The 13787-nt window shown below is 51.5% G+C and carries 13 protein-coding genes; 6 read left to right on the top strand and 7 right to left on the bottom strand.

Going from position 1 to position 13787, the window contains the following annotated elements; all coding sequences use genetic code 11:
• The 4 genes from iolE to PGS25_RS14725 all read left to right on the top strand — a co-directional run.
• A partial coding sequence (iolE, locus tag PGS25_RS14740; protein ID WP_270419286.1) for a myo-inosose-2 dehydratase occupies positions 1-831 on the top strand: 831 nt, incomplete at its 5' end.
• A gap of 73 nt (positions 832-904) precedes the next feature.
• On the top strand, positions 905-1921 hold the full coding sequence (locus PGS25_RS14735; protein WP_270419284.1) for a sugar ABC transporter substrate-binding protein: 1017 nt from the start codon (positions 905-907) through the stop codon (positions 1919-1921).
• Positions 1922-2015: 94 nt separating this feature from the next.
• A complete protein-coding gene (locus PGS25_RS14730) occupies positions 2016-3521 on the top strand; it encodes a sugar ABC transporter ATP-binding protein (protein WP_118360288.1) in 1506 nt (501 codons plus the stop codon).
• Positions 3514-4497 carry an ABC transporter permease gene (locus PGS25_RS14725; RefSeq protein WP_118479114.1) on the top strand — a complete coding sequence of 328 codons (984 nt, stop codon included), beginning with the start codon at positions 3514-3516 and terminating at the stop codon, positions 4495-4497. Before PGS25_RS14730 ends, PGS25_RS14725 begins: the two co-directional genes overlap by 8 nt.
• 131 nt (positions 4498-4628) lie before the next feature.
• Here the strand turns inward: PGS25_RS14725 and PGS25_RS14720 are convergent, their stop codons facing one another.
• Positions 4629-4964, bottom strand: a complete 336-nt coding sequence (locus tag PGS25_RS14720; protein ID WP_202183410.1) for a helix-turn-helix domain-containing protein — start codon at positions 4962-4964, stop codon at positions 4629-4631.
• A 131-nt stretch (positions 4965-5095) separates the two neighbouring features.
• Between PGS25_RS14720 and PGS25_RS14715 the strand changes: the two genes are divergently transcribed.
• Complete coding sequence (locus PGS25_RS14715) at positions 5096-5968, top strand: GTPase family protein (RefSeq protein ID WP_270419282.1); 873 nt, start codon at positions 5096-5098, stop codon at positions 5966-5968.
• A 3-nt stretch (positions 5969-5971) separates the two neighbouring features.
• A complete protein-coding gene (locus tag PGS25_RS14710; RefSeq protein ID WP_270419280.1) occupies positions 5972-6661 on the top strand; it encodes a GTPase family protein in 690 nt (229 codons plus the stop codon).
• A 201-nt stretch (positions 6662-6862) separates the two neighbouring features.
• Here PGS25_RS14710 and PGS25_RS14705 read toward each other — a convergent pair whose 3' ends face one another.
• From PGS25_RS14705 to PGS25_RS14680, 6 genes are all read right to left on the bottom strand, one after another.
• On the bottom strand, positions 6863-8239 hold the full coding sequence (locus tag PGS25_RS14705; protein WP_270419278.1) for an MFS transporter: 1377 nt from the start codon (positions 8237-8239) through the stop codon (positions 6863-6865).
• A 1-nt stretch (position 8240) separates the two neighbouring features.
• The gene (locus PGS25_RS14700; protein WP_270419276.1) at positions 8241-10022 is read right to left on the bottom strand and encodes an alpha/beta hydrolase-fold protein; all 1782 of its coding nucleotides are present in this window, start codon (positions 10020-10022) and stop codon (positions 8241-8243) included.
• Positions 10023-10278: 256 nt separating this feature from the next.
• On the bottom strand, positions 10279-12744 hold the full coding sequence (locus tag PGS25_RS14695; protein WP_270419274.1) for a GH39 family glycosyl hydrolase: 2466 nt from the start codon (positions 12742-12744) through the stop codon (positions 10279-10281).
• Between the two features lie 113 nt (positions 12745-12857).
• Entirely contained in the window at positions 12858-13028 is a 171-nt protein-coding gene (locus PGS25_RS14690; RefSeq protein ID WP_270419272.1) for a helix-turn-helix domain-containing protein, read from the bottom strand.
• Entirely contained in the window at positions 13025-13276 is a 252-nt protein-coding gene (locus PGS25_RS14685) for a MerR family transcriptional regulator (RefSeq protein ID WP_270419271.1), read from the bottom strand. The genes PGS25_RS14690 and PGS25_RS14685 overlap by 4 nt, the downstream gene beginning before the upstream one ends.
• A gap of 162 nt (positions 13277-13438) precedes the next feature.
• On the bottom strand, positions 13439-13787 hold a 349-nt coding region (locus PGS25_RS14680), incomplete at its 5' end, for a hypothetical protein (RefSeq protein WP_270419269.1).

The raw sequence follows: 13787 nt of genomic DNA, 5'->3' as shown, positions 1-13787 counted from the left end.
CAGCTCGGCGGCGAGCTGACCTTCGAGCAGATGGTTTCCGAAGCGGCTCTGGCAGGCTTTCAGGGCACCGAGGTTGGCGGCAAGTTCCCGACCGACCCGGCCGTACTGAACAAGGCACTCGACCTGCGCGGCATCAAGATTGCATCCCAGTGGTTCTCGAGCTTCCTGTGCTCGACCCCCTACGAGGAGAACGAAAAGGCATTTATCGAGCAGCTGGACTTCCTCGAGGCTGTCGGTGCAAGCCGCATCAACGTATGCGAGCTGACCCGCTGCCTGTTCGCAGAGGAGTGCTCGATGTTCGGTGACAACAAGCCGATCGCCACCGACGAAGAGTGGGATAAGCTGACCGACGGCCTGAACAAGCTGGGCAAGATTGCTGCTGACCGCGGCTTCAAGCTGTGCTTCCATCACCATATGGCAACGGTTGTTCAGACCTTTGAGGAGACCAAGCGCTTGATGGACAACACCGATCCGCGCTATGTTTACCTCTGTTTCGATACCGGCCACTTCACCTTCTCCAAGGAGGACGCCGTAAAGGCGGCGAAGGAATTCGGTCCTCGCATCGGCCACGTTCACCTCAAGGACATCCGTCCCGACATGATGGAAAAGGCTTACGCCGAGGGCTTCAAGTTCCGCAAGGCGGTTCTGGAAGGCTGCTTCACCATTCCGGGTGACGGCTGCGTCGACTATCCGGGCGTATTCAAGGCTCTGCACGATGCACACTACGAGGGCTGGTTCATCGTAGAGGCCGAGCAGGACCCGGCAAAGGCAAATCCGCTCGAATACGCAAAAATGGCGCGCGAGTATATCAAGAAAACCGCAGGTATCTGATTACAGACTGTAAAAGCAGAGAAAAGAGAAAAGAGAAAACAGCATACGTGCTGACTGATAGGAGGAAATAAAAATGACTAAGATGACGAAACGAATTGGTGCAGCAATGCTTAGTACAGCGCTGCTTCTGGGCGCACTGACCGGCTGCGGTGGCAATACCTCGTCATCGACGGACGGCGGTAACGGTGCAAGCGCTTCTGCCGAGAATCCGCATATCACCGTTGTTCTGAAAACGCTGGCTTCCGAGTACTGGGCCTATGTAGCCAAGGGCTGCGAGCAGGCCGGCAAGGACCTCGGCGTTGAGGTTGATGTACAGGGTGCGACCTCGGAGACCGCATATGACGAACAGCTCTCCATTATCGAAACCGTACTGAGTGCAAGCGGCACGGATGCAATGGTCGTTGCACCGCTGCAGTCCGAGACGGTTGCAACCCAGATCGCAAATGCGGAAATTCCGATCGTTGCGATTGACACCAACGTCGAATCTGATAAGGTTCTGAGCTTTGTAGGCTTCGATAACGAGGCTATGGCCTCTATGGGCGGCGAAGCTGCGGTCGAAGCAGCCAAGAAAGCCGGCTGGGATACCATCACCGCAATTGGTATTGCGGGTGTACAGGGCGACTCCACCTCCGAAGCACGCATGGGCGGCTACAAGGCAGGTGTTGAAAAGGCTGGCGGCACTTATCTGGATGCGGAGACCCAGTACGCTGACGGTGTATCCGACAAAGCTGTAACCGCAATGGAAGCGATCATCCAGAGCCATCCGGAGGGTATTGCGATCGTTGTCTGCAATAATGACGACATGGCCGTCGGCGCTGCACGTGCAGCAGCTTCCTATCCAGCTTACAAGAACACCATCTTCGTTGGCTGTGGCGGCAATGTTGCAGCACTCGATGCAATCCTTGCAGGTCAGGAGACCATGACCGTTGCTGTTGACGGCTACGACGTAGGCTACCGCGGTGTTCAGGCAGCAGTTGACGCACTGAACGGCAAGACCCTTGATAAGTTTATCGCTTCTACCGCTTCTATCGTAACTGCCGACAACGCAGAAGAGCAGAAGGCGATCGTTGAAAAGAAACAAAACGGCTAAACCGAATTCTGTCATCACAGATCCATAAAAGCAGGCGGGCATATGTGCAAGCGTGTGCCCGCTTCTTCATTTTGTGAAAGAAAAGAGTGAAAAGATGAGTGAATACGTAGTAGAACTGAAAAACGCGACCAAGCGTTTTCCGGGCGTAGTGGCTCTGAAAAACATGCAGCTTTCCGTCAAGCCGGGCGAGATCCTCGGCCTGATCGGTGAGAACGGCGCAGGCAAATCTACGCTGATCAAGGTGCTGACTGGTGTACATCAGGCAGACGAGGGTCAGATTTTCGTAGACGGCGTCGAGCAGCATTTTAAGGACCCGAACGATTCGGCAGCGGCTGGCATCGCGTGCGTATATCAGGAGCTTAACATTGAGAAGCTGCTGAGCATTACTGACAACATTTTCATCAACAAGTGGATTAAAAAGGGTACTCTGCTGGATTACCCGACCATGCACAAAAAGGCAAAGGAAGTTATGGCTTCGCTCGGTCAGGACGTAGATCCGACCAAGCCGGCAGGTAACTTTGGTATGGGCGTACAGCAGATGATCGAGATCGCAAAGGCGGTTCTGATCAACGCAAAAATGATTATTATGGACGAGCCGACCTCCTCTCTGGGCGAGAAAGAGGTTGAGCAGCTGATGAAGACGTGCCGTGAACTGAAGGCACGCGGCATCGGCATCGTCTTTGTATCCCATAAGCTGGAGGAGCTGTTCGAGCTGTGCGACCGCGTTGAGGTTATCCGTGACGGTGAGTTCATCGCAACCAAGCCGATCGATCAGTGGGATAATGACTCCCTGATCACCGCAATGGTAGGTCGTTCGCTGGACAACCAGTTCCCGAAGGAATTCGGCACCAAGTCCAAGGAGCCGATGCTTGAGGTTGACAGCGTTGTTGAGGCAGGCGTCCTGAACAATGTATCCTTCAAGGCATACGGCGGACAGATTCTGGGCTTTGCAGGTCTGGTCGGCGCCGGTCGTACCGAGATTATGCGCGCGATTTTCGGCGCAGATCCGATCGACAGCGGCAAGATCAAGATCAAGGGCAAGGAAGTATCGATTAAGTCTCCGCGTCAGGCTATCAAGCATGGCATCGCGTTCCTCACCGAGGACCGTAAGGGACAGGGTCTGGTACTGGCTCAGACCATTCGCACCAACCTGATTCTTGCTAACATGAAGGGCTTCTCGTCCGGCTTGTTCCTGAACGAAAAGAAGATTCTCGAGGCAGGCGAGCAGAACATTGCGTCGCTGCGCATCAAGACCCCGTCGATCGATGAGATCGTAGGCCAGCTGTCCGGTGGTAACCAGCAGAAGGTCGTAATCGGCAAGTGGGTCAACACGGATGCAGAGATCTTTATCTTTGACGAGCCGACCCGTGGTATCGACGTCGGCGCAAAGGTCGAGGTGTACAATGTAATGAACAGCCTTGTCAAGCAGGGCAAGTGCGTTATCATGGTATCTTCGGAAATGCCTGAGATCCTCGGCATGTCCGACCGCGTAATCGTAATGCGCGGCGGCGAAGTAATGGCCGAAGTAGACCGTGACAGCGAACATTTCAATCAGGAAGACCTTATGAAGGCAGCTTGGGGAGGTAAATTAGATGACTAAATCGAAGAAATCCAGCAGTTTGATGTCTTATGCTGGTACTTTTGGCGCACTGGTAATCCTTTGTGTAGTTCTGGCGATCGCTTCGCCGAACTTCTTTAAGTATTCCAACATGATGTCTGTTCTCAAGCAGACCTCGTTCAATGCACTGGTATCCACCGGTATGCTGCTCTGCCTGATCACCGCCGGCATCGACCTGTCTGTAGGTGCGAACGCAACGTTCGCTGCCTGCCTTGCCGGTATGCTGGTTAACAAGGGCATGAACAACCCGGTTCTGCTGTTGGTTGTTGCCATCGTTGGCGGCACCCTGATCGGCTGGATCAACGGTATGCTTCTTACCCGTCTGCACCTGCCGCATCCGTTCGTATCTACCCTCGGTATGAAGAACGTACTGTGGGGCGGTGCGCTGATCATCACCAACTCTCAGATGGTATCCTTCTCCGGTAACGATGCAGTTATGTGGCTGGGCTCCAAGACCTTTGGCGGCTTCCCGGTATCCTTCATCGTAGTAATCGTTATCTACATCATCATGCACATCCTGCTCACCAAGACCGCTCTGGGCCGTTCCATCTACTGTGTAGGCGGCAACCCGGAAGCAGCTCGTCTGTCCGGTATCAACTCCGCTAACGTGCTGACTTTCTGCTACACCCTGTCCGGTTTCATGGCAGCTCTGGCTGGTATCGTTTCCATCGGTCGTTCCGGTATCTGCAACGGCGTTAACGCTATCCAGCCGTACGATACCGACGCTATCGCAGCCTGCATCATCGGCGGCGCATCCTTCATGGGCGGCAAGGGCACCATGGTTGGTACCATGCTCGGCGCACTGATCATCGCTGTTCTGCGTAACGGTTTCTCCCTGCTGTCCGTTTCTTCGGCAGTACAGAACCTCGTTCTTGGTCTGGTTATCATCGGCGCCGTACTGCTCGACGTTACTCGTGAGCGCATGGCTGCTAAGGCTCGCCGTCTGGCTGCTAAGTAATTTTTGACACTATCCATCTCTCTACTCTTTTTCACAGAGGAGTCTGCGGTATGCAGACTCCTCTATCTTTTTATATAAAATCAAAGGTGGACAATCTCTGTCCACCTTATTTGCTATAATATACCTGTAAACTACTGTTCAATAGCCAGAACATTCCGCACGATCACGTTGATCCGCTCGATGCTTTCGAGCGGGAGGTCGCGGATCTGGTCGCACACCTGTGCGATGACGGCATCTTTTGCATTATCTACCGGCTGCGGATCGGCGAACAGCTCCGCCAGTGAAATGTCGAGCGCCCGCACGATTTTCTCCAGCGTTTTGATGGTCGGGCTTTTCAGGCCGCGCTCCAGATGCCCGAGAAAAGCCGGGTTGATTTCCGCCTGTAAGGCCAGCGTTTCCTGGCTCCAGCCGCGTAAATTTCGGAAATATCGGATTCGCTCGCCTACATTGACTTCGCAATACATCATCGTCACCTGCCCTTTGATACTAGGTTATCTCGACAATTAGTATTGCGCAAAATGCTATAGGTATTGTATAATAGTATCTATAGATAGCTTAACCTGCTGCTCATAGAAATTACGAAGGGAAGGAAACGATTATGAACAATCAGGATTTGTTTGAAAACCTGTCCAGGGAAGGTATTCAGACGACGGAAGAACAGCGCAAAAATATCAACCGACGCATCAATGAAGTGCTGAACTATGAACCTAAAGTTGGTGTATTTGGTAAAACCGGTGTTGGCAAGTCGAGCTTGTGTAACGCTCTGTTCGGTCAGGATGTATGTGAGATTAGTGATGTAGAGGCTTGTACGCGCAATCCGCAGGAGGTTCTGTTGCATATGGGCGGCAAGAAAATTACTCTGGTGGATGTCCCGGGTGCTGGCGAGAATGAAGACCGCGATCGCGAATACGCACAGCTGTACAGCAAAATTCTTCCGGAACTCGATGTAGCACTGTGGGTCATCAAGGCGGATGACCGCGCCATGTCTTCTGATGAGGCCTTCTTCAAGCAAATCGTTAAACCGCATGTTGAGCAAGGCAAGGTGTTTTTCTTCGTACTCAATCAGTGCGATAAAATCGAGCCGTTCCGTGAGTGGAATGAAAGCGGTCATGAACCCGGTCCAAAGCAGCTTCAGAACATTCAGCGTAAGGTTACCGATGTAGCGACTCGTTTTTCTGTTCCGGAATCCAAGATTATACCGGTTTCTGCCTGTGAGAAGTACAATCTTGTCCGCTTGATTGATGAGATGGTATTTGCAATGCCGAAGGACAAGAAAATTACCATTGTCAACAGCGCTGCTCGTGAAAATGTTTCTGCTCAGGCGCAGGAAGACGCCAAGAAAGGCTTCTTTGAAACTGTGGGCGAAATTATTGAAAATGCTGTAGATAAGGGCGCGGAAGTAATCGGAAAGGTAATCGATGTTATCGATACCGCAAAAGACTTTATTCGTGATTTGCTCTGGTGGTTCTGATTGATGCAGATCACAATAACGCGCGAATATCATTTTGATAAGCTGTCTGCTCGTTTTCCCTTTTTAGAACACCTTCCGGAGGAGCTGCGCCGTCATTCGGGTCGCATATTTAACCGTGATGACCGCAAAACAGAGGATTATCAAGTATTGTTTATGGGCAAAAGCGGATATGGAAAATCTTCCACTATCAATGCGCTGACCGGGCATAACGCAATGCAGACAAGTGATATAGAAGCCTGTACGAAAGATGCATTTACCGTAGAATACTCACTGAATGCGCAAAAGACACGTTATCTTTCCTTTTGTGACTTGCCGGGTATCGCTGAGTCCGAGAAAACAGACAACGAATATCTGGCACTCTACGAAAATATGCTGTACCACTGCTTTTGCATCGTCTATGTTTTACGCGCTGATATGCGGGATTACACGAGGGATTTGGCACTGTTTCGAGAAAAACTGTCACCCTATCGCGCGAGAATAGTAATAGCTATCAACTGCGCAGATAAGGCGGAGCCGACATCTCGGGAAAGTACAGATTTGACTGGAGAACAGATTGATAATCTGGAACGCAAACGATCATCCGTCAGTCAGATTTTTCATATGCCCAAAGAACAGGTTATCTACTATAGTGCACGAGAACGAATTAACCTGGATGTGTTAATGCACCAGATTTATAATCGCATGACGATATAGCCTTTTCGCAGACGAGGGTGTGTCCAATAAATCCACGCACGGCAATGTTGTGCGATATCAGACGAGATTACCGTTCTGAAAATATTTCCAATACAAAAACAAACCGGCTCCCGGATGCCAGAGTGTGAACTCTGACGCCCGAGGGCCGGTTTTATTGAGGGGTGAAGAAAAGGTGAGTTATTTTGCAGGGAATTTGGCCAATCAGTCTGCCATAGTCTTGCGATGACGTTCTTCCAGCTCCTTCTGGATCTGCGGGAACTGCTTATCCAGCTTGAACAGCCATGCAAGAATGATCAGTACGAGGTAAATTGCAATTGGCGCCACGATGAAGATGATGCGGATGCAGCTTACCGCGCTTGCGGTCTGCACCTCGGCCATGCCGTTGTAGCCGCACATGGTAAGCAGTGCGCCGAAGGCTGCGGTGCCGAGACCGCTGCCGATTTTCTGACCTACGCCATTAGCCGTAACGTTGATAGCCTGCGTGCGTACGCCGGTTTTCCATTCGCCGTACTCGACCGTATCAGCCAGCATGCCGTAGATAACGCTGCTGAACGCACCGAAACCGATGCCTCGTAGACCCATCGAGATAATGAACGGCACGCCGGATGCGCATACGAGAGAGAGCAGCGAGCCGAGCAGCATGGATACACCGCTCAAGATTGCCAGCATACGCTTGGAAACGCCCTTGTCCAGCGCGATCGGCACGAGCAGCATGACCACAAGTGCGGGGAAATGGTGATACATGATGATGTTGCCGACCAGCTTCGCATCATTCAGAATATATTTTGCGTAATAAACGCCGACTGTCAGCGTGGTGACCTGATGAAGCACGCAGCAGAACTGCATGGCGAGAACAGAGAACCAGTATTTATTGTGCATCAGTGCCTTCAGACCGACAAGCAGCGGGACGTCTTCGCCGTTTTCGCCGCCGCTGGTTACGGTCTCGCGAGTCGTCAGGTAAACGATGGCGAATACGATAGCTGCAATCGTGCCGAGAATAGCGGCGAGCTTGATCCATGCACGCTGACCGCCGCCCAGAGCTTCAATGATGTTCATGAATTTCAGGGAGAGAACCGTCTGCGTTGCTGCGGCAATGAAAAGACGCACGGCATAGCAGGAGGAGCGGCTGTTTCGGTCATTGGTCATATAAGTCGGCAGTGCGCTCATGGCTGCATTTGCCATGGTGTAGACAACACTCTGAATAACGTTGTAGGAAACAAAAATGTAGATAAGCTTGCCCCATTCACCACAGTCCGGTACGGTAAACATCGCAACATAGGAAATACCGAGAGGGATAGCGATGCGCAGGATCCACGGACGCGCCGAGCCGGATCTGGCATGCGTGTGCTCCACAATGTTGCCGGCGATGATATCGCTGAAGCCGTCGAAGATACGGCTGATCAGGATGATCGTACCGACCGATGCGGCGTTTACACCGATGACGTCCGTATAGAAGAATACGAGGAAGGAGCAGAAAATCGTGTACATTGGGTTGCAGGCAATTTCCGTAATTCCGTAGGAGATTTTTTCTCCTAATGAGATGATACGGTTGCTCTGATTGTTTTCAGTTTTCATCATATTATACCTCATTCTGACGATATACGAGCTCGCCGTTTATCCGCGAAAAATGAGAGAAAAACTCATTCCAGATACGGCGGGACATTTCTTCTGTGGTTGCGTGAGGCATATCCTGCACGCGGGTGAAGCCGACTAAAGGCATACCGTTTTTTCGGTAGATTAGATCATCCCAGCGATCTTCGTGCAGATGCCAACCGTCCGCCCAGTCTGAAACAGGCTCCATCCGGTTCAGTCGGAGCCATGCTTCGAGAGAATAGGCGGTACGGTTGCCATCGACAGGACGATCCGGCACCAGAAAGGCTTCTTCACTGCCGCCGAACATCCAGACCGGAAGTAGCGTATCACGCCGCGCCGCGACCTCGGGCAGCGATAGGGGTTCCTGCTCCAGTCCGCTGAACAGAATGCCTGAGCAGGGAGCTATGGCGGCGAAGCATTCGGGCATAGCGAGTCCGAGCATCTGCACCATCAGCGAGCCGAGCGAGTGACCGGTTGCAAAAATTCGTGTGCGGTCTACAGGATAGTCTGCTGCGGTACGATCAATCAGATAACGGAAGAACGAGTATTCCTCCGGCTGTGTATCCTTGTGGAAGATGTTCCATGCAGGAAGCGGCAGATTATCACTGCTGCAATAGGCATTTTCCGTGCACATCTGGCCATATCCTGCGGTCGGATACACGACGATGAAACCGTTTTCTTCCGCTACACGATTCCAGCCGGAATGCTCCATATAAATCGCGCCGTTGCAGGTGTAGCCATGGCAGGCAAAGACCAGAGGTACAGGCTTGCCGGGCTGCTGCCGGACGCATTCGGGCACATAGGTATACCACTCGCGCAGCCAGCCGTCAATCTTTTCTATGTGATATTCCACATGGCGGTCACACAGCGGATCGGCATACATCCGGAGATTGCCGCCGGCGTCACCCATCCAGCGGCGGTGACGGCTGAGAAAACTGTTCCAGATGCGGTGCAGCATGCTGTCGCCTGCCTGTTGTGCGCAGCCGGGCAAGCTGCTCTCCCATACCTCGTATGCCGCAATTTCGTTATTGTGCGGATGGGGAACAGCGGCGGTGCGGCGATACGCGACCGTATCGCCGGAAAGCTGTACACAGTGGTCGGCACATATGCTGTGTTTCCAGAAACGCAATGCTTCCGGAGACTGTGTGCGGTCAGAGATCATCCATACCGGCAGAGGAACATCGCTTTTCAGAACACCGCAGCGATGTGTGGTGTCCTCAAATCCATCAAGGTTTACACAGGCGTCCTGTGCAGCCTTCTGTGCATAATCATCCGAAACCTCCGCATCAATGGTGCACAAACCCGCATATGCCGCAGGGTTCCACATGGCTGACATCTGTGCGATCGCCGCGCCCTCTTCGCAACCGTATAGATACAGGGACGACTCGTGCACATTGAACCAGTGCCGGTCGCTCAGCTCGTGGAAAATCGCTTCTACATAGGCGACATCGCCGTCTGCGCAGCCGTACGCTTCCTCGGTATGCCAGATACCGTTCTGGGGTTCCAGAAAGAACAGAATAGGTCTGCTGCGTTCCGGCTCGGCTTCCGCAAGCCATCGCCAGTGCGTTTTGTTCAGCAGATCGTCTGCCGTCCAGCCGTCGGGCGGCAGAATGAAAATACCTGCAGCGGCCTCGCGGCAGCCGTGCGGAATATGTACAAGATAACGGCGACGCTTACCGTCCACTTCCACCCATCGTTCAAATGTACCCTGTTTTGCAACTTGCAACGGATGTGCGGCATCAAACGGGAGTGTTACGTTTTGATACATGATACCACCTTTTTCTCTTTAACTTGCAGCGGTCCGGACATTGCTGATGATTTTATTATAGCGATTTATACGCATGGAGAAATACAGATTGTTTCATAAAAACACATTTTTCTTCACAGATTTTATGGACTTGACGGCAAATGAAAAATGTTTAGACAGAAACAAACTATTTATACAACATAAATTGTATAAAAAATCACACTGACAGATGCGATACATCAGATATCGCACTTGTCAGTGTGCAAGAGGAGTGCTTTCAGCTATTTAGTTCAATGGTGAAAAGCTGCACTTCGTGCATTTGAAGCTCGGTTTGCAGGTGAAATACACCTTGTGCATCCGGCATTATTAGTTCTGAACGATACGAGGGCTGTGCTGCAAGATGCAGTTGGCTGATGTCATCAACAGAAAGATCATTCGGTGCACCCCAGCGCAGCCATTGGTCAAAAGAAGAGCCTTGCTCGCGGGTGATGGCCGAACGCTGTATCTGGTGAGGCTGCGGTGTCAGACTGCTGATTTCAAGGTGTACCTCCATGACGTTATCCTCGCGGAACACACGGTATGCTTCCGCAGGCTGACTCAGGCGGCGGTAGCGGTGACGGTACAGACTATCGTAATCGCAGTAATGGAACAGGAGAATATGCAGTTGCGTGCGGCTGCGCGTTATGAGATACCAGTCGCCAGCGGCCAGCAGAGCATCTCCCATGCGGCGCAGAAGGCAGAGTGCCTGCCAGCCGGCCTTGGGCACGCCGTTATACGTGAAAAGGCCATAGCCACCGTGGAAAATATGTGTAAATGCACCGCGTTCCTCAATGAAATCCGTCAGTAGCCAGTAACCGAATGCCTGAACGGCTGCGTAATTCTCTGCAATGCTGTGACACAGCCATGCCGCCTTATAACAGGTATCACCGGAAAGATCGCGCTGCCATATCGTCGAGTTACATTCTTCAAGCCAGATAGGGGTCTGCTCACGGTCAATGGCACGCAGAAGGTGGCACAGTCGGCCGCACAGATTGCGGGTAAAGTGGCGGTCGCCGCTGAGTGTTGTAGGCAGAAAATCCTGAGCCACAGAGGTGTGCATGAATTCTGCATCGGTTTCTACATTGTGATGCGGATAGTTCTGCGTGGTAATAAAGTCGGGAAAGCATCCGTTTTCCACAGTAAACCGAAAGAAATCCGGCAGAATATCGGCATCCCATGCGATGCTGGCAAAACCGCCCGGGCCGCCGAATTGAAGTCCGGGATCAACGGATTTCACAGCCTCCCAGCTGTTTCGGTAGTGCGCATAGTATTCTTCATAGGACACGTCGGTAAATACCGGCACATGAATACCCATGACGGTAAAACGCCATGTCCGGACGGTTTCCTGTCCGTAGCGCGAGATCCAGTGACGGAGCGTCTGCACGATCAGAAAATGCCATTTTTCCGACTGTGCAGGAACGGAAAAATTGCTGATCCGGTTGAGAACGAAAATATCGTATTTTTTCAGAGCAGAAGGCATAAGACCCAGTTCGATATACAGTTTGAAACCTTGAGAGACTAGAAAATCGGTCAGCATATCCGCATAGAGAAAATTCGGCTTTGGCTGCCCTGCTTCATCTTCCTGATAGATCTGCATGTTGTCATCGAAAATGCCGTGAAATCGAATGTATTCAAAGCCGATGTCACGCTGAGCGCGGCTGATTTGCTGCTGCACAGCGGCCAGAAGTCCCTCGCGTGCATAGCCGAAGTTCAGCAATCGGCGCCACATTGGCTGTACCGACGTTCCGGTATCGGCGGCACTGACCTTGCAGGAATAAACGGTTTTGCTCTGAGATGCAGGTGCATCTTCCAATGGCAAATAACGAAACAGAGATGAAAGATCGTTATCCTCGCTCTCTTTCGTGAATAGAAGTGTATTCTGCGACAGGGCTTTACCACGCTCGGCCTGCTGCTTTTCGAACTGCTTCGGTGTCAGACCGTACTGCTGCTTGAACTTACGGATAAAGGTCGATGTGTTTGGAAAACCGGTCCGCATAGCGGTTTCGGTGATGGAGGTGTACTCCTCGCGGAGCAGTCTCAGTGCATGCTGTATGCGGAGATTGCTGATATAGTCCGTGATGGTTGTATGCAGATAACGGCTGAAAAAGCGAGAAAGGTAGTTAGGACTGACGTAGATCTGTTCAGCAAGCTGTGCGACTGAAATGTTTTCTGCCCAGTGATGATGAATGAAATTTAATACGTAAGTGATGCGGTCAATGGAAGCGTACGACAGCTGTTCGCTGCTGTTGTATTCGATGCAGGGGAAACTGCTTTCCAGAAACTGAAGCAGAGCCATGACAGACTCATTCAGCCGCTGCCGAGAGCTTCGATTGAAATACAGACGTGCGGTCTGTGCCATCAGGCGGCGAAGTTCATCGCAGACAGTCTGCGGTGCGGTTTGCGCATCGACAGCTGTGCAGCTGCGGCTTTCGGTCAGACAGCCGGACAGGTGAATATAATCCTGCGGAATGGTCAGCATCAGTGCCCGGCTTCCGGGAGCACAGGAAACGCGGCACAGCTCCAGCGGATTGACCAGACAGAAGCCTGCCTGTGATAAAACTTCGCTTTGGCCGCGAAGAAGAACACTGACCGAGCCGTAAAGTACGAATATCAATCGTGCGCCGTCTCCCCATAACAAACTGGGTTGTTCCTCCCCGAGTAGAGTGAAGGTCAGTTCCTTTTCACTACTGAAATCCGGTGCCATACCTGATTGTCCTCCCTTATATCGTGTTGCCTTAACTATATCGTATTTTTTCGTCAGGGTCAATATGGGATGAATATGCGGTGTCGTGCAGCGAATTTTCCCTTGCTCGCATATCAAATTCGCTCTTCGAAAAACTCCACAATCCCCGCTTTCAGCACCCTCCACTCCCGGCCGACCTTCACGGCAGGGAGTTCTTCGTTTGCGATCATCTTGCGGACCTGCTGGCGAGTTGTCTTGAGCAGGGCAGCCGTTTCTTTGACGGTTAGAATTTCGTCGTTCCTCATGCCCAGGGGTCCTTTCTCTGTGTCTGCGGAGCGGAAGAAGCACCGTACTTCTGCTCCTTGTAAATGAAGTTATGCAGCTTGCAGAACTTAACTTTTCTGAAACCATAGACACCGTCCTGGTTTTGTTCCGGAGGAATTTTGTACTTTTCAGAATAATACTGTAATTCTTTCTTGTCCATCTCGAATAAATGACAGACCTCAGCAATGGTACAAAACTCTTTCATGTTGTGATAGTCGATATATTTCATCGAAAATCAGCTCCTTGATATGGATTTAGATAGTGGAAACGCATTTCACCGCAATTCATGCTATCCTATACATATGTTGGTTATCTCACCGCAAAAGCTGCAATGGCTCCTTGAAAAAACAACCCCATGCCCAGCTAAATAACAAGGCATGGGGTTTGCAATTTACAACACAAATTTCAATTCATCAATTCCTGCCGTATCGCACATCGTCACCGGCTGCACACCCAGTTTTTCGAATTGCTTTCTTACGGTTCGGAGCTTATTCTCGGACAGCCCGCTGTTTTTCACAGCCTGTGCATAACTTTTGCAATCGGACAGCTTTTCGACCAGCAGCCGCATATTCTTCCTCGTAGCGGAGTGTTTGACGGTTTCAATCCGTGCGATGCAGTCAGAATATCGCACAAACGGCAGATTTGCGTGCAGTTTTTTCATATATGAGTGAATGGTTTTCTCTGACTCGTTCATCACGGTTTTCAGGATTTCCTTGTTGCTGCCCTTGACTTCATCGGAC

Source organism: Butyricicoccus sp. AM78-15b2TA, assembly GCF_027665985.1.
Taxonomy (GTDB): Bacteria; Bacillota; Clostridia; order Oscillospirales; family Butyricicoccaceae; genus Agathobaculum; species Agathobaculum butyriciproducens.
The sequence above is the reverse complement of the archived record's forward strand: the minus strand, read 5'-3'. Positions and strand labels throughout refer to the sequence as shown.

What these genes read in the sequence shown, in the direction of transcription:
- PGS25_RS14710 (WP_270419280.1), top strand. Translation starts at nt 5,972, where the DNA reads ATGCAGATCACAATAACGCGCGAATATCATTTTGATAAGCTGTCTGCT.
- PGS25_RS14720 (WP_202183410.1), bottom strand. Translation starts at nt 4,964, where the DNA reads ATGATGTATTGCGAAGTCAATGTAGGCGAGCGAATCCGATATTTCCGA.
- PGS25_RS14725 (WP_118479114.1), top strand. Translation starts at nt 3,514, where the DNA reads ATGACTAAATCGAAGAAATCCAGCAGTTTGATGTCTTATGCTGGTACT.
- PGS25_RS14685 (WP_270419271.1), bottom strand. Translation starts at nt 13,276, where the DNA reads ATGAAATATATCGACTATCACAACATGAAAGAGTTTTGTACCATTGCT.
- PGS25_RS14690 (WP_270419272.1), bottom strand. Translation starts at nt 13,028, where the DNA reads ATGAGGAACGACGAAATTCTAACCGTCAAAGAAACGGCTGCCCTGCTC.
- PGS25_RS14705 (WP_270419278.1), bottom strand. Translation starts at nt 8,239, where the DNA reads ATGATGAAAACTGAAAACAATCAGAGCAACCGTATCATCTCATTAGGA.
- PGS25_RS14730 (WP_118360288.1), top strand. Translation starts at nt 2,016, where the DNA reads ATGAGTGAATACGTAGTAGAACTGAAAAACGCGACCAAGCGTTTTCCG.
- PGS25_RS14735 (WP_270419284.1), top strand. Translation starts at nt 905, where the DNA reads ATGACTAAGATGACGAAACGAATTGGTGCAGCAATGCTTAGTACAGCG.
- PGS25_RS14700 (WP_270419276.1), bottom strand. Translation starts at nt 10,022, where the DNA reads ATGTATCAAAACGTAACACTCCCGTTTGATGCCGCACATCCGTTGCAA.
- PGS25_RS14715 (WP_270419282.1), top strand. Translation starts at nt 5,096, where the DNA reads ATGAACAATCAGGATTTGTTTGAAAACCTGTCCAGGGAAGGTATTCAG.
- PGS25_RS14695 (WP_270419274.1), bottom strand. Translation starts at nt 12,744, where the DNA reads ATGGCACCGGATTTCAGTAGTGAAAAGGAACTGACCTTCACTCTACTC.